Source organism: Falsibacillus albus (genome assembly GCF_003668575.1).
Lineage (GTDB): Bacteria > Bacillota > Bacilli > Bacillales > DSM-25281 > Falsibacillus > Falsibacillus albus.
Window position 1 is genome coordinate 88,525 of record NZ_RCVZ01000005.1, and the last position, 20,406, is coordinate 108,930.

At 42.7% G+C, this 20,406-nt stretch carries 22 protein-coding genes; all 22 read right to left on the bottom strand.

Annotation, left to right across the window (positions count from 1 at the left end):
• Positions 1-9: 9 nt before the first annotated feature.
• Complete coding sequence (gene sucC / locus D9X91_RS09035; protein WP_121680285.1) at positions 10-1,170, bottom strand: ADP-forming succinate--CoA ligase subunit beta; 1,161 nt, start codon at positions 1,168-1,170, stop codon at positions 10-12.
• 222 nt (positions 1,171-1,392) lie between these two features.
• Positions 1,393-1,689, bottom strand: a complete 297-nt coding sequence (locus tag D9X91_RS09040; protein ID WP_121680286.1) for an EscU/YscU/HrcU family type III secretion system export apparatus switch protein — start codon at positions 1,687-1,689, stop codon at positions 1,393-1,395.
• Positions 1,686-3,533, bottom strand: a complete 1,848-nt coding sequence (locus D9X91_RS09045; protein ID WP_121680287.1) for a hypothetical protein — start codon at positions 3,531-3,533, stop codon at positions 1,686-1,688. The genes D9X91_RS09040 and D9X91_RS09045 overlap by 4 nt, the downstream gene beginning before the upstream one ends.
• A 68-nt stretch (positions 3,534-3,601) precedes the next feature.
• Positions 3,602-4,366: a ribonuclease HII gene (locus tag D9X91_RS09050; RefSeq protein WP_121680288.1), complete on the bottom strand. Its 765-nt coding sequence runs from the start codon at positions 4,364-4,366 to the stop codon at positions 3,602-3,604.
• A gap of 141 nt (positions 4,367-4,507) precedes the next feature.
• Positions 4,508-5,353 carry a ribosome biogenesis GTPase YlqF gene (gene ylqF, locus D9X91_RS09055; protein ID WP_121680453.1) on the bottom strand — a complete coding sequence of 282 codons (846 nt, stop codon included), beginning with the start codon at positions 5,351-5,353 and terminating at the stop codon, positions 4,508-4,510.
• A gap of 40 nt (positions 5,354-5,393) precedes the next feature.
• A complete protein-coding gene (lepB, locus tag D9X91_RS09060; RefSeq protein WP_121680289.1) occupies positions 5,394-5,933 on the bottom strand; it encodes a signal peptidase I in 540 nt (179 codons plus the stop codon).
• 184 nt (positions 5,934-6,117) lie between these two features.
• A complete protein-coding gene (gene rplS / locus D9X91_RS09065) occupies positions 6,118-6,462 on the bottom strand; it encodes a 50S ribosomal protein L19 (protein ID WP_121680290.1) in 345 nt (114 codons plus the stop codon).
• 142 nt (positions 6,463-6,604) lie between these two features.
• Positions 6,605-7,342, bottom strand: coding sequence for a tRNA (guanosine(37)-N1)-methyltransferase TrmD (gene trmD / locus D9X91_RS09070; protein WP_121680291.1), 738 nt, complete (start codon positions 7,340-7,342; stop codon positions 6,605-6,607).
• Positions 7,339-7,857 (bottom strand): ribosome maturation factor RimM, encoded by a 519-nt coding sequence (gene rimM, locus D9X91_RS09075; RefSeq protein ID WP_121680454.1) that lies wholly within the window; start codon positions 7,855-7,857, stop codon positions 7,339-7,341. Before rimM ends, trmD begins: the two co-directional genes overlap by 4 nt.
• Before the next feature lie 11 nt (positions 7,858-7,868).
• Positions 7,869-8,255, bottom strand: coding sequence for a YlqD family protein (locus D9X91_RS09080; RefSeq protein ID WP_121680292.1), 387 nt, complete (start codon positions 8,253-8,255; stop codon positions 7,869-7,871).
• A gap of 196 nt (positions 8,256-8,451) precedes the next feature.
• The gene (locus D9X91_RS09085; protein WP_121680293.1) at positions 8,452-8,685 is read right to left on the bottom strand and encodes a KH domain-containing protein; all 234 of its coding nucleotides are present in this window, start codon (positions 8,683-8,685) and stop codon (positions 8,452-8,454) included.
• A gap of 9 nt (positions 8,686-8,694) precedes the next feature.
• Positions 8,695-8,967 (bottom strand): 30S ribosomal protein S16, encoded by a 273-nt coding sequence (gene rpsP / locus D9X91_RS09090; protein WP_121680294.1) that lies wholly within the window; start codon positions 8,965-8,967, stop codon positions 8,695-8,697.
• A gap of 96 nt (positions 8,968-9,063) precedes the next feature.
• On the bottom strand, positions 9,064-10,407 hold the full coding sequence (ffh, locus tag D9X91_RS09095; RefSeq protein WP_121680295.1) for a signal recognition particle protein: 1,344 nt from the start codon (positions 10,405-10,407) through the stop codon (positions 9,064-9,066).
• 12 nt (positions 10,408-10,419) lie between these two features.
• Positions 10,420-10,752, bottom strand: a complete 333-nt coding sequence (locus D9X91_RS09100; protein ID WP_121680296.1) for a putative DNA-binding protein — start codon at positions 10,750-10,752, stop codon at positions 10,420-10,422.
• Positions 10,753-11,094: 342 nt separating this feature from the next.
• Positions 11,095-12,090 (bottom strand): signal recognition particle-docking protein FtsY, encoded by a 996-nt coding sequence (gene ftsY, locus D9X91_RS09105; protein ID WP_121680297.1) that lies wholly within the window; start codon positions 12,088-12,090, stop codon positions 11,095-11,097.
• Between the two features lie 14 nt (positions 12,091-12,104).
• The gene (gene smc, locus D9X91_RS09110) at positions 12,105-15,671 is read right to left on the bottom strand and encodes a chromosome segregation protein SMC (protein ID WP_121680298.1); all 3,567 of its coding nucleotides are present in this window, start codon (positions 15,669-15,671) and stop codon (positions 12,105-12,107) included.
• Positions 15,672-15,759: 88 nt separating this feature from the next.
• Positions 15,760-16,506: a ribonuclease III gene (gene rnc, locus D9X91_RS09115; RefSeq protein ID WP_121680299.1), complete on the bottom strand. Its 747-nt coding sequence runs from the start codon at positions 16,504-16,506 to the stop codon at positions 15,760-15,762.
• A gap of 261 nt (positions 16,507-16,767) precedes the next feature.
• Complete coding sequence (locus tag D9X91_RS09120; RefSeq protein ID WP_121680300.1) at positions 16,768-17,001, bottom strand: acyl carrier protein; 234 nt, start codon at positions 16,999-17,001, stop codon at positions 16,768-16,770.
• A 74-nt stretch (positions 17,002-17,075) separates the two neighbouring features.
• Positions 17,076-17,819 (bottom strand): 3-oxoacyl-[acyl-carrier-protein] reductase, encoded by a 744-nt coding sequence (gene fabG / locus D9X91_RS09125; protein WP_121680301.1) that lies wholly within the window; start codon positions 17,817-17,819, stop codon positions 17,076-17,078.
• Positions 17,816-18,763 (bottom strand): ACP S-malonyltransferase, encoded by a 948-nt coding sequence (gene fabD / locus D9X91_RS09130; protein ID WP_121680302.1) that lies wholly within the window; start codon positions 18,761-18,763, stop codon positions 17,816-17,818. The genes fabG and fabD overlap by 4 nt, the downstream gene beginning before the upstream one ends.
• Before the next feature lie 21 nt (positions 18,764-18,784).
• On the bottom strand, positions 18,785-19,771 hold the full coding sequence (gene plsX / locus D9X91_RS09135; protein WP_121680303.1) for a phosphate acyltransferase PlsX: 987 nt from the start codon (positions 19,769-19,771) through the stop codon (positions 18,785-18,787).
• Positions 19,771-20,352 (bottom strand): transcription factor FapR, encoded by a 582-nt coding sequence (gene fapR / locus D9X91_RS09140; protein WP_121680304.1) that lies wholly within the window; start codon positions 20,350-20,352, stop codon positions 19,771-19,773. Before fapR ends, plsX begins: the two co-directional genes overlap by 1 nt.
• Between the last annotated feature and the right edge of the window lie 54 nt (positions 20,353-20,406).

Consider the following 20,406-nt stretch of genomic DNA (forward strand, 5'->3'; position numbering starts at 1 on the left):
CTGCCTTTCTTATCCTACTTGGTTAACGATTTTTTGTGCGCCGTCAGCCATAGATTCTGCAGCGATGATATTGATTCCTGATTCACTTAGGATCTTTTTGCCAAGATCAACATTCGTACCTTCTAAGCGAACAACAAGAGGCACAGAAAGGCCAACTTGCTTAGCTGCTTCTACAACACCAGAAGCAATGACATCACACTTCATGATACCGCCGAAGATGTTAACGAAAATTCCTTTAACATTCTCATCGGAAAGAATGATTTTGAATGCTTCAGTAACTTTTTCAGCTGTAGCACCGCCCCCAACATCCAGGAAGTTAGCAGGGTCTCCTCCGTAATGCTTGATGATGTCCATAGTGGCCATTGCAAGACCGGCACCATTAACCATACATCCGATATTCCCATCAAGGGAAATGTAGCTCAAATCATACTTGGAAGCTTCGATTTCCTTTGCATCTTCTTCTTCAAGATCGCGATATTCAAGAATGTCTTTTTGACGATATAAAGCATTTGAATCAAAATTCAATTTCGCATCCAATGCCATGACGTTTCCGTCGCCAGTTACAACAAGTGGATTGATTTCTGCAATTGAACAATCCTTTTCAACAAAGGCCGTATAAAGACCCATCATGAATTTAGCTGCTTTATTGATCAACTCTTTAGGGATGTTGATATTGAATGCGATTCTACGTGCTTGGAAGCCTGTCAATCCAACAACCGGATCGATGACTTCTTTAAAGATTTTTTCAGGCGTCTTTTCCGCCACTTCTTCAATTTCCGTTCCGCCTTCTTCGGAAGCCATTAGAACAACGCGTGAAGTCGCGCGATCCAAAACTAGGCCGACATAATATTCCTTTTTAATATCGCAGCCTTCTTCAATAAGTAAGCGCTTTACTTCTTTCCCTTCAGGACCAGTTTGATGGGTAACCAGCGTTTTACCCAGAATTTCTTCTGCATATGTACGAACCTCATCAAGATTCTTTGCAACTTTTACGCCGCCCGCTTTTCCGCGTCCTCCAGCGTGGATTTGTGCCTTAACAACATTTACGCTTGTACCTAGTTCTTTTGCAGCTTCAACTGCTTCTTCAACGGTAAAAGCTACTTTTCCATTCGGTACTGCAACCCCGTATTTTCTGAGGATTTCTTTACCTTGGTACTCATGGATATTCATATTCATCCTCCTATCAAACTCTTCAAAAAATAGACTGCGCTTTCATTGTATAAAATGTATGAAAATATGTCTACCGTTTCGACTCAAATATTATATTAGTTTTAAATTTCAGAACATTCCTGGGCGTAATTTATACATTTATACCTGTTAAATCAAATATATTCCCCATGTGATTTTGAGAACGAATGAGCATAAAACTTTTTTGGAAAAACTTTTAATGTCCTATAATTCATTCTCATCCTTAGATTCACGGTCAAGCCTGTACACAAAGGCAAATACTTCTGCGACCGCTTGATAGAGTTCCTCGGGGATTGATTCCTGTATATTCAGCTGTCCCAATAACTGAACAAGACTGGGATCTTCCTGGATAGGGATGTTATGTTCTTCTGCTTTTTTTAATATATTTTCCGCGATTTTCCCTTTCCCTTTTGCAACTACACTCGGCGACTGCTGTTGTTCAGCCTTATAGCTGAGCGCTACCGCTTCTTTTCTTTTGTATGATTTTGTATTTTTTTTCATACCTTCATATCCACTCCCGAATACGATGAGCTGCTGTCAAGCATCCAATCTTGCCCCAATCTTTTTTCTGTTTTTTCCAACGGTCTGCACTGCACGAATGATAGCTTATAGCCGATGGCTTCCAAACCTGATGATAGGATCGGCAAAAAGGGGGCTGCAGCTTCATTCAACTCCTTCTCATTATGGAGCGTCAAGGAAACAACCCGATTTTGGACGTTCATGTCAATGATCGTTTCATTCAAAGTTCGTAGATTCAAGTAAAATAGAATCTTGCAATAATCAGGGTCGATTTCTCCGTTTTCCCTCTTTTTAGCTGTCCATTGCAGCGTCACATCTGTTGAGGTTGAAAGGAGTTGGAAAGGAAACTGCATGATAATATTTTGAAGCGGCCCATTCTCCACACTCAATATATGCTGTCCATTCAAATGGGATAATACCCTTTGGGCCGCATCCTTCAGCTCCTGCGAATGCCCTTCTTGTAAGAATTGGACTAGTAACGGCTTTAATTTATTCTGAAGCTGATCGGGTTGGGCGGACTCCTTTAATAAGCCTGACTCATAGTCGATACCCAAGCGATCCAACACATGTTTCAGTAACAATAGCACGCCGCCCTTATCCAGCTGGTGTGAATCGCTTTTTACCGCTGTTAATGCTTCCTCCACGAGGTTTAGAGAACCTTCGGGCTGTTTACCGCTTTCCCTCAATAGTTTCATTTCAGAAGCAGCTTCACTTAAGGAAGTTCCCAGCAGCAAACTGAGCTGCTCTTCACCAATCAATGATTCTTTGCCACTGGCCAAAACGGCATAGCCACTAACAAAATGTCTGTAAACCTTCTCTAGCGTTGGTTTTGTTCCCATGGACATCTCATCCATAAGTTCACTGGTTTTTGCGAGGATGTCATCAGTTTCTGAAGAGGGTGATGCAGCCTTGATATTTGCACCCAACTGGTTGATCAGCCGTTTTAATTCAGGTATGTACTTTTCAAGAGAAGCATCGTTTTTCAATACATGTTGGAATTCGGACAGGTCTTTTTCTTGATCGGGAATTTCACTGGCCAGAAATTTCTCAATTAAAGACCGATAAAACCCCTTTGAAGTTTCTATGGAAGGATCGGCAACTCCAATTGATTTCAAAATGTCGATATGACCGGTCGAGTGGCTATCATGGCCAACAGCATCCTTTACCAGCATCGTGAGTGCTTTCGAATATGCCAAGCTTTCATCTGATTTTAATTCATTTATGACCGACAACAGAGAGGCAGTCGTAGAAGATTTATTTGATGAAAGAAGAAGCTTTTCATGCAGGTTGTCCATCAGTCCGGATATTCCATTTTCTTCTGCCATCGATGTTAGTGCAAGGAATATGCTTTTCGATAGAGGCATTCCTCTTTCGAACATGACCTTTAACGCTTTCAGTCCTTTGGAGATTGTGGGGGCATCCTTCAGCCACAGCGATGCATTGACAATAACCTCCTTGGTCAGCGGCAATTTTTCTTGCATCAAGAATTGAACCAGCTTTTTTGTTGCATTATCCGCTGGGAGATTCAAGTTTTTAAACACCTCTGCCATTCCACTATCACTAATTTGAACATTCGGGATAGGTGTTAATCTCAATTCACCTTTTTGAAAAGAAACTTGAAACCAATTAGAGTCGGTCAATTTCACACCCGTTTCAAGCTTGGCAATCAACTTCTGGGAACCGACCTGAACTTCTGCCGTACCGTTTGAAAACATTTTTTTAATTGTCCCATGGATGATTTCTCCTGATTTAAAACTGCGGATTTGATTTTTTGGGACGTTGTCGGCATTGCTTCGATTAACTGAATTGCTTGCTGGTGAAACCATGTAACCCACTCCCTGATAAAAAATCTATTTAATCCCTGATTTCTCCAAAACGCCTCCAGCAGCAGAAGTTATAAATTTTTTACTGGTGCAAAGGTTTTCCGGTGAATCGGTGTAGGTCCCCACTTATGTAAGGCGTCCAAATGTTCTTTCGTGCCATAGCCCATGTTTTGGGCAAATCCGTATTGCGGGTACTTCTGATGATACTCCTTCATCATCCTGTCTCTTGTCACCTTTGCAATGATAGATGCTGCGGCAATGGAAGCACTGGCTGCGTCGCCTTTGATGATGGACGACTGCGGCATGGGTGCAGGCAATTCCATTGCATCGATCAGTAAATAGTCAGGCATAGCCCCTAACCCTTTAAGCGCGGAAAGCATTGCCTTTTTCGTTGCTTGATAGATGTTCAAGGCATCGATTTCCTCCGCTGCAAGAATGCCGACCCCGACATGGATAGCCCCTTTATAGATCTCTTCATAAAATAGCTCTCTCTTTGTTTCACTCAATTTTTTGGAGTCATTGATGCCAATCAAACGAAAGTCCTTCGGCAGCACGACCGCTGCGGCTACAACAGGTCCTGCCAGAGGGCCCCTTCCCACCTCATCAATGCCTGCTATCAAATCGAAGCCTCTCTCCCACAATCCTCTTTCATATCTCAATAGCTCATGAAAATCTCTTTCTGCTTTCTTTCTCTGTTCATTTGCTTTTTGCCATTGCGCCACAAGTTTCTGAACGCCTTTGCGATCATCGTTCCTGCAATCCATCAGGAACTTATCGGCTTCATCCTCAACCATGGACAGAGCACTGGCAATTTCTTTTATTGACATTGACTTCATCTTCATTCACCATCATCTCAATTTATTTATCGACACACTCAAAAAATAATAAAGAGTTGACCAAAAAGTCATTGAAATTCTCCTAAATCGTCGTTGGAAAATTCCTTTGTCTTCAGTCAACCCTTTTCATCTTTTCAATCATCACTCGGGAAAATCGAATGTCAGCGGCCCAAGCTTTTCCGCACGTATATCACGGATGATCAGTTCTGCGGTTTTGTCATAATCGACTTCTCCGCCTCCCATAAGACAACCTCTCAAGCTGCCGATTTTATTAAACATCTCGACCACCTCTACCCCTTCAGCCAACTGATAACGTTCATGGAGCCTCTCAGGGTAATGGGCCTCTAAGAATTTCAATCCGTAAACCGCAATATCCTGTAGATTTAAAATGGTATCCTTAATGGCTCCTGTCAGCGCCAGACGATACCCGACTTCTTCATCTTCAAATTTAGGCCAGAGAATTCCAGGCGTGTCCAAAAGTTCAAGCTCTTTCCCGACTTTGATCCATTGCTGCGCCTTCGTTACGCCAGGTGTATTTCCGGTCTTGGCGATATTCTTTTTGGCAAGCCGGTTAATCAAGGTGGACTTTCCGACATTCGGAATCCCTACAATCATTGCTCGTATTGCTCTCGGTTTTTTTAAGCCCTTTGCTCTCATCCGGTCAAATTTCTCTTTTAACAATTCGTTCGAATATTTCACGATCTCATGCAGGCCTGTTCCAGCTTGGGAATTGATGGCAATAGCCTTCTGGCCACTTTTTTCAAAAAATTCAATCCAGCTTCTTGTCATCTCTTTATCTGCCATATCCGCTTTCGTCAACAGGATGAGCCTTGGTTTTTGGCCGATGATATCCTCAATCATCGGGTTTCGTGATGACAGTGGAATTCTTGCATCCACCAATTCATAGATAATATCTACGAGTTTCAGCTTTTCGGAAACTTCTCTCCTTGCCTTAGCCATATGGCCAGGAAACCACTGAATCGTCAAGGCCATTCGCCTCCAGTTCCTTTATTGATTGCATTAAGTTCTAATTTAACAATTTCATATCCTTCATGGGCCAATAGATGACATGCGTGTCACCAATTACCTTTGAGAGGGGGATTGTCCCAATATGCCTGCTGTCTTTGCTGTAGCGGCGATTGTCACCCATCACAAAAATTTCCCCTTTTGGGACGCGGTCTTGGCCGATATAATCCTTCAATGTAAAATCCTCAGTTAAAGGACCATCATCCACTTGTCTTTTGTATTTATCCAAATAAGGTTCCTTATAAGCTTTTCCGTTAATATAAAGTGTATCATCTTTATATTCCACTTTATCTCCAGGGAGGCCGATCACGCGCTTTATGTAGTCTTTATGCTCCGGAGCATGAAAAACCACGATGTCGAAACGGTTTGGTTTCCCTACTTTATTGACAATCATTCGATCCCCATTATGAAGGGTTGGCATCATCGATAACCCATCAACTACAATTGGCGCAAATAAAAAATATCTTATCAGGAACACAGCGGCCAAAACGATGATAAATGTTTTTACCCATTCCCACGCCTCGTTCTTTTTCTTCGCCAAAACCTTCACCACCTGATTCAACAATATTTGAAATATATATGTAGATATTCCACAAATGCCAAATGGTTGAAACATCTATAGTTCAATCATGGTCTATTTAATAGATGTTTAGTCATCTGAAATGGGATGAAGATTTTTTTAAGAATGAAAAAGGAGCTTGTCTCCAAGCCCCTTTATCTCTTGATTATCGAATTTCTTTAATACGAGCGGCTTTACCACGTAGACTACGTAGGTAGTAAAGTTTCGCACGGCGAACTTTACCGCGACGCACTACTTCTAGTTTCGCAATTTTTGGTGTGTGTACTGGGAAAGTACGTTCAACACCAACACCATAAGATATTTTACGTACAGTGAAAGTTTCACTGATACCACCGCCACGGCGTTTGATTACAACACCTTCAAATAGCTGGATACGTTCACGAGTACCCTCGACAACCTTAACGTGTACACGTACTGTATCACCAGGACGGAATGTAGGCATATCACTGCGAAGCTGTTCTTTTGTGATTTCTTCAATCAATTTGTGCATCGATTTCAACTCCTTCCAACAGATGCTCTTACAAACGAAATTGCATTGTAGCGGAACATCGTTTTCAACGGACTTGGATAGAAAGAATCTGCCCAAGCCACAAAAAATATCATATCATAACGAAACTTGTTATGCAATATAATTACTGGGGATTTTTCCGTTGTTGCAGCCACTTTTTTTGCTGATCGGACAACGGGTATTTTTTCAGCAAATCAGGTCTTCGATCGAGTGTCCTTTTCAGCGATTCCTTCTCTCTCCATTCTTCAATCAAGCGATGGTTTCCGGATAGCAGCACTTCCGGGACCTTCATCCCGCGAAAGTCCGCCGGACGAGTATATTGTGGGTGCTCAAGTAATCCTGAGGAGAAAGAATCCTTTACAGGTGAATCTTCATTTCCCAGTACATCCGGCAAGAGCCTCACAACACTGTCGACAACGACCATTGCTCCAAGTTCTCCGCCTGTAAGCACGTAATCCCCGATGGATATTTCATCCGTAATCACATGCTGTCTGATTCTTTCGTCATAACCTTCGTAATGCCCGCATACAAAGATTAAATGGTCTTCGTTAGCCAATTCTTCCGCTTTTGCCTGAGTATACCTTTCACCCTGCGGACACATCAAAATGACCCTTGGAGAGGATTTGCTCTTTTTGGATAGATCCTCGACTGCATCGAATATCGGTTGAGGCTTCAACACCATTCCTGCCCCGCCGCCATATGGATAGTCATCGACTTGCTGGTGCTTATTGTCAGAGAATTCCCTGAAATTGACGACATTATATTGTACGATTTCCTTATCAGCTGCCTTTTTCAGGATGGAATGGCCGAACACGCCAGAGAACATTTCAGGAAACAAAGTCAGGATATCGATACTTTTCATGAAAGCAGCCCTTCCATCGGTTCAATAACCACGATTTTGTCTGATATATTTACGTCCACCACAACATCTTCAATATATGGGATGAGAAGTTCCTTGCCATTCGTCCCTTTAACCACCCATACATCGTTAGCGCCGGGGGTTAAGATTTCTTTAATCTCACCTATCTCTTCACCAGATGTTGTCTTTACTTTACAGCCTAGTATTTCATGAAAATAGAATTCATTTTCATCCAGATCAGTTAATTGTTCTTCTTTTATTTTTAATATCCCTGTCTTGAAATTCTCTACATCGTTTACGTTTTCAAAACCATCAAAGGTCAATAAATCAAAATTTTTGTGAACCCGATGTGATTTCACAATCAATTCAAGAGGACTTTCAGCTTTGTCCATAAATAGGTAGAGTCTGTTTCCAGGCTTATATCTTTCCTCTGCAAAGTCCGTCCTTGAAATAACACGGACTTCACCTTTGATCCCATGTGTATTGACAATTTTCCCAACATTAAACCATTTATTCATTTCCATCACCTCTAGCGTATATCCTTGATGACCCCATCTTCAATGATCAAGGTTTTCCCGGCAGAAATATCATCCCAATTGTCTCCAATCTGGACATCGATTACACTTTGTATTTCTTGGTCCTTCAATTCACTGCCCAACGGCAAGATATGTAATTGGTCAATTTGAAAGTCTACCAGCTTGATTTTCTCCTGTCTAGACTCGATCTCTTTTTCAAAGTGTCCCTTCAAATTGTTTGACGCATATTTCTTTGTCTTTTCTAATTTTTTCAACTCAAAGCGAAGCTGATCGCATTCTTTGCCAAGCTGGAATTTTCTTTTTTCGTAATCTCCCAGAAGCTTTTGCTTGCTGTTTTCAGTCAACACCTGTTTCACGGTAACCTTTTGGATGATTTTCATTAAAAAACACCTCCCCGAGATGATCCGTATTATATTGTTTTGAAAAAATTTGTCTGCAAGATTTTACATGAGTATTTCCTCGAAAGGTAGGGGAGTATGTACATGTTGTTGTATTTGAGGAATTTGCTAGTGCCACACCTATGTGAGTTTTTATATAGCCATTTTTTTGATATGTAAAAAGGGAGGTTATCCCTCCCTATTCGACAATTTCAAGATAGATTTTCTTATGTTGTGTAGACCCTGCTGCAGCGTATACCACAGTTCGAATGGATTTAGCAACACGCCCCTGCTTGCCGATCACCTTGCCCATATCGTCTTTGTGGACCGATAATTGATAGGTGATATGACGATCGTCTTCAGTTACTTGAACATCCACATCGTCGGGGTGATCGACAAGAGGTTTGACAATTGTCAAGATTAAATCTTTCATCAGCAGTGATTACTTGCTGTTTTTAGCGTTATGGAATTTTTCCATAATGCCTTGTTTAGAGAAAAGGTTACGAACTGTGTCAGATGGCTTAGCACCATTTTGCAACCATTTAAGAGCTAATTCTTCGTCGATGTTCACTTGTGCTGGTTGAACAACAGGATTGTAAGTTCCTACTGTTTCAATTTGACGACCATCACGCGGTGAACGAGAATCTGCTACTACAATACGATAGAAAGGGGATTTTTTTGCTCCCATACGTTTTAAACGAATTTTTACTGCCATTTTTAAAGCACCTCCGAATAGTTTCACACAAGATAGTATAATAACAAATGTGTATTTTGTTTGTAAAGTGTTTTTTCTTAACACTTTCATTTTACCCTACATAAAGGGAAATTTAAATCCTTTTTTCTTGCCTTTTTGCTGCATGTTCGACATTTGTTTCATCATTTTTTTCATTTCTTCGAATTGCTTAAGTAGACGGTTGACCTCCGGTACGGTCCTTCCGCTTCCTTTCGCAATTCGTTTTCTGCGGCTCGCATTGATTGTTTCTGGATGGGCCTTTTCATGCTTGGTCATCGAACGAATGATTGCTTCAACGTGGTTGATCTGCTTCTCATCCACTTGAAGGTCTTTGATGCCCTTCATTTTGTTTGCACCCGGAAGCATTTTCAATATATCATCCAAAGGTCCCATTGAGCGAACCTGTCCAAGCTGCTCCAAAAAGTCATCAAACGTAAATGACATCGTGCGCATCTTTTGCTCGAGTTCTTTCGCCTTCTCTTCATCCACATTGGCTTGTGCTTTTTCAATCAAGGTCAGAACATCGCCCATGCCAAGGATTCGTGAAGCCATTCTTTCAGGATGAAACGGCTCAAGCGCATCCATTTTTTCACCTAAACCGACAAATTTTATCGGTTTTTCTGTTACGGCGCGAATGGAAAGTGCAGCACCACCACGGGTATCGCCATCCAGCTTGGTAAGGACGACACCTGAAATGCCGAGCTGTTCATTGAAGCTTTGTGCCACATTGACGGCATCCTGCCCTGTCATCGCATCGACAACTAGAAAGATTTCATCAGGCTTTGTCACTTCTTTAATGTCCTTCAGCTCATCCATCAGCGCTTCATCCACATGCAAACGGCCTGCTGTATCAATAAGAACATAATCATGGTGTTCTTCTTTTGCCTTTTCGACCGCCTGCTTGGCAATTTCCACAGGACTCACTTGGTCACCTAAAGAAAAGACAGGCATGCTGAGTTGTTTCCCCAACGTTTCAAGCTGTTTGATCGCGGCTGGACGATAGATGTCCGCTGCAACCAACAATGGCTTTCGGTTATACTTTTTCCGCAGGACATTGGCAAGCTTTCCGGTTGTCGTCGTTTTCCCTGCCCCTTGCAATCCGACCATCATGATGACTGTCGGCGGACGTTTCGCCACTGCAATTTGGCTTTGTTCCCCGCCCATAAGCTGGGTCAACTCTTCCTGTACGACCTTAATGACCTGCTGCCCTGGTGTCAAGCTTTTCATTACTTCCTGGCCGACGGCCCGTTCGCCTACTTTCTTGACGAAGTCCTTTACAACTTTAAAGTTAACGTCTGCCTCAAGTAGAGCCAGGCGAACTTCCCGCATCATTTCTTTTACATCCGCTTCGTTGACTTTTCCTTTTCCACGGATTTTTTGTATCGTGTTCTGCAGTCGGTCGGCTAATCCTTCAAATGCCATATATGCCGCCTCCTAATCTAATTTCTCAAGCCTTTCCAGCATGGAAAATAATTCATTCTTTGAATCAGTTTCGCTTTGAAGCGTTTCCTTCATCTTTTGAAAAATTTTGGTTCGCTCTTGAAATTTTTGAAATAATTGAAGTTTTTCCTCATATTCCTCAAGCATGACTTCCGTTCGCTTTATATTATCATAAACAGCTTGCCTGCTGATTTCATATTCTTCGGCAATTTCGCCCAGCGAAAAGTCATCAAGATAATAGAGGGACATATAATTGCTTTGTTTAGGTGTTAACAAGGAATGATAAAAATCGAAGAGATAGTTCATCCTTGTAGTCTTTTCAAGCATGTCCATTCCCCCTTGTTAAGTGAAAAACCTTTACATATGAAGAATACACAGATTTTCTAGGAAAGTCAAGGCTTCCCCTGTAATTTCAACTGACTTTTACTTCACCCTTCGTGAGAGCGGTGATATTCCCCCTAGGTTGTGCAATGTTGATTTCCGCGGAAGGATGCTCGCTTCAATCAACCTTTAGGCATAATTCCTTTTCAGCAATTGTAAAAAGCAGAAGGGAACCTGCTCCTTTCCTTGGCAATCGGCAGGATTGTTCGCTCATGCCAGATTGTTTGCCGAAGGAACGTCACAGCTTCCCTTGATAAAAATACTTTATTTCAATGTTGTGAAAGAGTTCTATTCCTCATCCGTTTCTTTTTCAATCAAGTTAGAGAATAGCCCGTACACGTATTTCTCTGCATCGAATTGCTGCAGGTCATCCATTCTTTCTCCCAATCCAACAAATTTCACCGGGATGTGCAGTTCATTCCTGATCGCGAGAACGATTCCGCCCTTGGCGGTCCCATCTAGCTTTGTTAAGACAATCCCCGTTACATTTGTTGCATCTTTAAAAGTTTTTGCCTGGATCATGGCATTTTGGCCAGTCGTGGCATCAAGTACGAGCAAGACTTCATGTGGTGCCCCAGGGATCTCCCTTTCGATGACACGCTTAACCTTTTCAAGCTCGTTCATCAAATTGACTTTATTTTGGAGCCGGCCAGCAGTGTCGCATAGCAGTACATCCGCTTTTCTCGCACGGGCAGATTGGATCGCATCGAACATTACGGCTGCGGGATCTGATCCTGCCCCCTGTTTGATTACATCGACACCGACACGTTCGCCCCAAACCTCAAGCTGTTCGATGGCACCTGCACGGAAAGTATCCCCGGCTGCCATGACGACCTTTTTTCCTTCTGACTTAAATTGATGGGCAAGCTTTCCGATTGTCGTTGTCTTTCCAACGCCATTGACGCCTACGAACAAGATGACAGTCAGTCCATCTTCTTGCATATTCAGTTCGTTGGGAGCCTCTTCACCGGATTGATAAATCTCCACAAGCTTCTCCGAAATGACGGATTGGACATCCTTGGGATCCTGCATGTTTTGTCGTTTCACTTCTAGTTTCAATTCTTCCACAAGCTCCATGACCGTTTCAAATCCAACGTCCGCTTGAATGAGGATTTCCTCCAGCTCTTCAAAAAAATCTTCATCGATCTTTCGGTAGCGGGCGACCAAATCATTGACACGGTTGGAGAAATTATCGCGGGTTTTCGTTAAACCGTCCTTGAATTTTTCAGTTACTGAATCCGTAGAAACAGTGAATTTATCTTTTAATTTTTTGAAAAAACTCATACCTTCACGTCCTTTTATGCTTTAACAAGTTCCTGTGATTCTTCCAATTTTACCGAAACCAATTTGGAAACGCCTGACTCCTGCATCGTAACGCCGTAAAGGACATCAGCTTCTTCCATCGTTCCTTTTCGATGGGTGATGACGATAAATTGGGTTTCCTGGCTGAAATTCCGTAAATATTTTGCAAAACGATGTACGTTGGCTTCATCCAATGCCGCTTCAACTTCATCCAATATACAGAACGGGACTGGCCTGACCTTTAAAATGGAGAAGAGAAGGGCTATCGCTGTGAGAGCGCGTTCCCCGCCAGACAGCAATCCGAGGTTTTGCAGTTTCTTTCCTGGGGGCTGGGCCACGATCTCCACACCCGTATTCAATAAATCCGAGGGATCTGTCAGCTTTAGCTCAGCCCTGCCCCCTCCAAACAATGCTCTAAATACGAATTCAAAATGACTTCGGATGGCTTCAAACGTCTCTGAAAATCGTTTGATCATTTCATCATCCATTTCATCCATCACTTTATAAAGCGTTTCCTTTGCTTCCTGCAAATCGGATTGCTGCATCTTTAGGAAATCATACCTCTCTGCGACCCGTTCGTATTCGTCGATCGCACCGAGATTTACATTTCCAAGCTCGGATATCGCCATTTTAATCAATTTCACTTTCTTTCTGGCTTCATCGATAGGCACTTCCAAAACATATTCTGCTTTCGCTGCTTCAAACGACAGCATATATTCTTCCCGCAAATGAGCCAAGCGGGTTTCAAGTTCCACATCCAAGCGATTGATTTTCACTTCTTCGTCTTTGAGTACTTCAACAAGCCCTTTATATTGCCTTTTAAGCTCTTTCAATTCAAGCTCATGACCCTCAAGCTCCGATTGCAGCTTTACGCGGTCTTCCCTTCTGGTGGAAATCAAAGCAGCTGTCTCGAATTTATCCTTCCGCTTCAATTCCGCTGCATTCGATAATTCTTCCTCTCCGCTGTCTGTACCATCCATTTCATTGTCAAGCCAATGAAGATTATCTTCATAGTTGGATTTCTTTTGGCTGATTTCCGCCAGTTCCCTTTTTAATCGTTCCAGCCGATCCTTGCTGCTGGCAAGCTGCTCATTCTTTACAGCAAGCGCTGCCTTCAAATCACTGATTTCGCCTATAAGAGAATCTTTTGAATGGCGCTGTAAATCCTTTTTCTTTGTGAGAAGCTCTATTTCCTCGTCCAAAGCCTTCAATTTCGCCTTTCCTTGTTCAAGCGTTTCGGAAAGCTCATCCTTCCTTTGGGAGATCCTGTCCCTTTCGGCTGTATAGGTTTCCATCTCAATATCATAGACACCAAGCCGCTCATTCATGCTTGCTTCTTGTGCCTCTGTCTGTCTTAATTCGGCCTTTACCTGCTCTTCCTTTATACGAAGCGACTCACCTGTCTGCCGCATTTCATCAAGGCTCTTCTCCTGTAATGAGACATCATTCTTTATCGATCTTACATGATTTTCAAGTTGGTGTGTCTTTTGTTCCATGGTTACAAGCTTTTCTTTAATATCCTCCAATTCGCCTTTTCGGCTTAGAAGAGAATTGTTCTTCTGCTTGATGGTTCCACCGGTCATCGATCCACCCGGATTGACGACATCCCCTTCGAGGGTTACGATTCGATACCGGTATTGGAGGAGCTTTGCAAGTTGGTTTGCGCCTTTCAATGTTTTTGTGATGACCACGCTGCCCAATAAATTTTCAAATATATTTTGGTAGGCAGAATCGAATTTGATCAAATCTGCACCAAGTCCTACGAATTCATCATGCTGGCTAAGCATATGAACTTGAGATGATGCCAATTTTTTGCTCTTCAATACGCTCATCGGAAGAAAAGTTGCCCTGCCATATTGATGCTTTTTAAGAAAAGCGATTGCTTGTCTTCCGTGATCTTCTGTTTGGACTACTACATGCTGCATGGAACTTGCAAGCGCTGTTTCCATTGCAGTTTCAAATTCCTTCGGGACCTTTACAAGCTCTGCAACGGCGCCTTCAATTCCCGGCAGTTTGTTGCTGCGGGCCTTCAGGACTTCCCTGACCCCTTGAAAGAATCCTGTATATTCTTCTTCCATTTCCTCAAGCATTTCTTTTCGGGATTTTGATTTCTGCAAATATTGGTATGCTTGATAGAGTGTTGTTTCCTGCTTTTGATATTGATTTCTAAGCGATTCCAATTTTTGCTTGGCTTCCCGGAATGAGTGAACCTGTACCTCGAGCTTCTCCTTGATCCCCGACAATTCCTGCTGATGGAACTGCTTCTCTTCAAGGATCTTCTTTCTCAGCTCAATATATTTTTGGTTTTCTGCATCCAATTTTTCATTTCTGGATAGCTGTTGGGTCAATTGTTGGTCCAAGTATTGAAGTTCATTTTTTGAGGATGCTTGGCCATTCAGCAATTCGATATAATCGCTTTTCAACGATTCAATTCTTTCTTCAATATTTGCATCAAATTGCTGAATTAATTCATTTTTTTCACGGAGTGCATTTTTAAGGTTCTCCGCTTCTTCCTTCTGGAGTGCAAGCTCCTGTTCATACAACAGTTTCTGCTCCTCCAGCTCCTTTTGTTTCAGTGCTGCCTCTTCAATATTCTTCTGCAGTTGTTCTTTGTTCTGCGAAGCATTTTTTTGGCGCTCCTTCAAGACCTCTTTCCGTCCTTCCAACTTTTCCAGTTCTTCACTGGCTGTTAGAAGTGCCTGCTGCAGACCGTTTATGGATTCATCCAGCGCGCCCAATCGATCGCGGGTCCCGGCCAAATTCGCTTCACGCTGATTAATTTCAGCAGAATATTCGCTCTCTTGCTGCTGGTGCTGTTCAAAATCTTCTTTTAACTTTTCCCATCTTCTATGTAATTCTTCAATATCCTGGACCGTCAAGGCTACTTCATACTTTTCAAGCTCTTCTTTTTTCTCCAAATAGTCCTTTGCCATGGAGGCCTGAATTTTGAGTGGTTCTACCTGCCCTTCCAATTCATGAAGGATATCATTGACACGATTAAGGTTTTCCTGCGTTTCGAATAAACGCGTCTCAGCCTTCTTTTTTCGTGTCTTATACTTTAAAACCCCTGCAGCCTCTTCAAAGATGCTTCTTCTGTTTTCAGCCTTGCTATTGAGGATCTCCTCCACTTTTCCTTGGCTGATGATCGAAAAAGCTTCACGGCCCAACCCTGAATCCATGAAAAGATCGATGATGTCCTTTAATCTGCAAGACTGTTTATTTATTAAGAATTCACTATCACCCGAGCGGTACACACGTCTTGTAACGCATACTTCGAAATAATCGATGGGAAGAAAGCGGTCTTCGTTATCCAAAGTAAGCGAAACCTCGGCGAAATTCAATCCTTTACGTGAGTCGCTCCCTGCAAAGATGATATCCTCCATTTTTGCTCCACGAAGGGATTTTGCCGATTGCTCACCCAATACCCATCTGATACTATCGGTAATATTGCTTTTTCCACTACCGTTGGGACCGACGACTGCGGTTACCCCCGGGACAAAATCAATGGAAATCCTTTCTGCAAATGACTTAAATCCAACTACGTCCAAGTGTTTGAGGAACATAAGTCTTCCCCCTGCTTTCATCTATTTTCAAAAAGGAGCGGGGAATGTCATTGCCCTAACGGCAAGTTCTGTACATCCCGCTCCTAGATTAATGCTGTTGATTCACTTTTAATTTTTCCAATGCCATTTGGGCTGCATGCTGTTCTGCTTCTTTTTTTGAACGGCCTGTCCCCGTTCCCAGGATTTCTTGATTCAACGAAACCTGTGACACAAATTCACGGCTATGGGCTGGCCCTTTTTCTTGAAGGACTTTATACTCGATCAGACCCGCACCGTCCTTTTGAATGACTTCCTGCAACTGGCTTTTATAATCCATCACATGAGAAAAAGCACCTTCATTAATTTTTGGATAAACAACCTTTTCCAAAAATGATATGACCGTTTCTAGATCTTGATCAAGGTAAAGGGCACCTATGAATGCTTCAAAGACATCCGCCAGCAATGCCGGCCTTTCCCTTCCACCTGTCATTTCTTCGCCTTTCCCCAATAGGACGAGCTTGCCGAAGTTCAATTCATGGGCAAAGGTAACAAGAGAAGGTTCACAGACGATTGCCGCCCGCAACTTGGTCAATTCTCCCTCACTCATTGTCGGGTATTTGTTATAAAGGTACTTCGACACCGTTAATTCCAATACAGCGTCACCTAGAAACTCCAACCTTTCATTATCTTCAAACGGTTTGCGTCGATGCTCATTCACATAGGATGAATGGGTAAAAGCTTGCTTCAACAGCTGCTCATTATGAAAGGAAATGCCGATTCCCTTCTGAAATTCCTTAAATGCTTCGCTCATCTTATGTAAGCTGCGTTTCTCTTTTTCTCTGTTTGACTTACGCATAGGTCCTCCACCTTGCTAAATAATTTCAATAAAACACATAAAACAAGTTTATTCCAAATTAAGCTCAAGCGCAAAGGGTATCCGTATTTTTTGTTTGATTCTTTTAACAGACCAATGCAACTAAAAGGCTAAAAAATACGAAAGGGCTGACCACAAATTACTTAGCGACCTTCTCCCCTTAAACTGCAGCGATGTGCAAAAGTGATGAATGGTTGCCGAGCATCTCATGGCCAGCCTTTTAAAAAATTATCGTCCTAACGATTAAGCATTTGCTTTTATGTAATTCACAGCGTCTCCGACTGTGGCAATTTTTTCAGCATCATCGTCAGAAATTTCCATGTCAAACTCGTCTTCAAGTTCCATAACCAATTCAACTACGTCTAAGGAATCAGCTCCTAAATCATCTTTAAATGAAGCTTCAAGAGTTACTTGGGACTCGTCAACACCAAGACGATCAACGATAATTTTCGTTACGCGATCTAATACTTCTGCCATTGTGCTCACCTCCCCTCAAGTCATTATAGAGTATTTCCTCAAAATAATAAATGATAGATTTTTTTTCTTGCTTATTACATGACCATTCCGCCATCAACATGAAGCGTTTGCCCTGTCATATAATTAGCTGCGTCAGATGCAAGGAACGTCACTACCTTGGCAATATCCTTTGGTTCGCCGAATCTTGCAAGCGGGATTTGCTTGAACATTTCCGCCTTTACCTCTTCAGATAGTTTATCCGTCATGTCAGAAGAAATAAAACCAGGGGCGATGGCATTCACGGTAATACCCCTCGATGACAGCTCTTTTGCCGTCGTTTTTGTTAAGCCGATGACACCAGACTTTGCTGCAACATAATTAGCCTGTCCAGCGTTGCCGCTTACACCGACAATGGAAGAAATGTTGATGATCCTGCCGGACCGTTGTTTCATCATTTGTCGCGTAACAGCCTTTGTACACAAGAATACACCTTTTAGGTTCGTATTTATGACATCATCCCATTCATCTTCCTTCATTCGCATGATGAGATTGTCACGTGTGATCCCGGCATTATTCACCAAAATGTCCATCTGACCAAATCGATTGATCGTTTCCTTTACCATATTCTGCACTTGCTCTCCATCAGCCACGTTGCATTGTATAGCGATTGCTTCCCCGCCAAGAGACTTGATTTCGTCCACTACTTCGTTGGCCTTCGCTTCACTCCCGGCGTAGTTCACCGCAACCTTTGCACCTTCCTTGGCAAGCTCAATGGCGATCTCACGCCCGATCCCTCTTGAACCTCCGGTTACAAGCGCAACTTTCCCTTGTAAATTCATTGTGACTCCTCCTTTAAAGAAGACATTACAGATTCCAAACTCTCCATATCTTGAATGGAATACGTCTTGACCCTGCGATTGACTTTTTTGATCAAACCGGACAATACTTTTCCGGGTCCGATTTCAATAAATGTATCGACACCTTGAGCTAGCATCGTCTCAACCGTATCCTCCCATAAAACCGGAGAATATAATTGTTCTATCAGCTTTTCTTTAATCTCTTCTGAATTTTTCATCGGCTCTGCCGTTACATTGGCGACGACCGGAATCTGTGCATCCTTCACGTCCACTTCCTCAAGTATTGAAGCGAACTTTTCCGCAGCCGGCTTCATCAATTCGGAATGAAACGGTCCGCTGACTTGAAGTGGGAGCACACGTTTTGCACCATTTTCCTTAGCTTGTTCCGAGGCAAGCTCAACGCCTTTTGCAGTTCCTGAAATGACAATTTGGCCAGGACAATTCAAATTTGCAAGCTGCACGGAATTCCCTTGTGCTGAAACATCATCGGTAACTTTCTTTAATGCCTCGCGGTCCATTCCAAGTACGGCAGCCATCGTTCCTTCACCATTTGGAACTGCTTCTTCCATCAATTCCCCTCTTTTTCTCACAGCATACACGCCATCTTCAAATGATAAAGCGCCTGCCGCAACAAGTGCTGAGTATTCCCCTAAACTGTGGCCTGCGGCGAAGTCTGCCATAATGCCTTCTTCTTTTAGCGCCTCTAGGATGGCAATGCTCGTTGTAAGCAAAGCAGGCTGGGCATTCGTTGTCAAAGTCAGGTCTTCTTGAGGTCCGTTAAAGATCAACTGGGATAACGAAAATCCCAATCTTTCATCTGCTTTGCGAAAAATTTCCTTGGCCCCATTATGATTATCAACTACATCTTTTCCCATTCCAACTGTCTGAGATCCTTGGCCGGGAAATACAAAAGCGATTTTGCCCATTACGTTTTCCTCCTTTGGTATTTATTGTTTGATTATCGTTTTTATCTTTTCAGGGACATCGTGCTTGACCATTTCCCTTGTTTGTCTGACGGCATTGTAGAGAGCCCTGGCGTTTGAAGATCCATGTGCTTTTACCACAGGGGTTTTTAATCCGAAAAGTGCTGCGCCCCCATACTCTGAATAATCCATTTTCCCCTTTAGTTTCATCAAATCGGATTTGATCAAGCCGGCAGCGATTTTGCTTTTTAAATTGCTGGTGAGTGTATCCTTTAACATCGAAAATACAGACATAGCCGTCCCTTCGAGTGTTTTCAATACCATATTGCCTGTGAATCCATCGGTTACCACTACATCTGCTGGTCCATGAAGCAGATCCCTGGATTCTACATTTCCAATAAAATTAATGGATTGACCGGCTTTCAGCAGTTTGAATGCTTCCTTGGTCAATTCATTTCCTTTTTTCTCCTCGGTGCCGATATTTAATAAGCCTACTCGCGGATTCGCGATTCCCCTGACTTTTTCAGCATAAACGGAACCCATTACCGCATATTGCAATAAATGCTCCGGCTTTGCATCTGCATTCGCTCCAAGGTCGAGCATCACGAAACCTTTTTCGTCCAAGGTCGGCAGGGTCGGGGCAAGGGCTGGTCTTTCTATTCCTTCAATTCTGCCGACAATGAATAATCCAGCAGCCATTAACGCCCCTGTATTCCCGGCTGAGACGCAGGCATCCGCTTTACCGTCGGCAACAGCTTGTGCCATCATCACCATGGAAGAATTTTTTTTGCGGCGAACGGCCCTGACAGGCTCATCTGTACCTAAAATGACTTCATCGGAATGGATGATTTCCAAGCGGGGTACATCACCATCTATGTATTTCATTATTTCATCTTTCACACCGTAAAGGATGATTTCAAGATCCTGAAATTCCTTCACTGCGCTTAACGCCCCTAATACGATCTCTTTTGGAGCGTGGTCTCCACCCATTGCGTCAATGGCAATCTTCATCATGATTCATCCTTTGTCTTCTTATTCGAGCGATACATTTCAAAATTTCCTTTAAACACCATTTCCTGGCCAACATAACTGACAACTTCAACCATCGTCCGGCCCTGTTCCTTAAATGTTTCCGTAACCCGTGCTTTTGCAACGACCCTTTCCCCTTCTTTAACCGAACGGGTAAATTGTATTGCTGCTTTCGCGGTTAATGCCAATTCATCGTTGATGACAGCGACTGCCAGTGAATTGGCCTGTGCAAAGAGGTGATGCCCCCTTGCGATCAAGTTTCGCTGGAAAACATGTTCTTTGCGGACATCAAAGATGGAAATGGCATTTTGGTCTAATTCTATATCAATGATTTCCCCAATGACCTCTTCAAGCGGAAGGGATTTCACTTCATCTTCGAAGCTTTTTTCTGCCACACTTTTAATCCGTTCCCTCAATTCAGGAATGGCAAGCTCCAGCCTGTCCAAACGTATCGTCTGGACACTTACAGAAAATTTTTCAGCCAGATCTTCATCAGTGATGAATGGATTTTCTTTTATTGTTTCGATTAACTGGCGTTGTCTATTTTTTTTAGAAACTCTCATGGAATAAACACCATCTTTAATAGTAGGATAGTATCCAACTGAATTAACTATTAG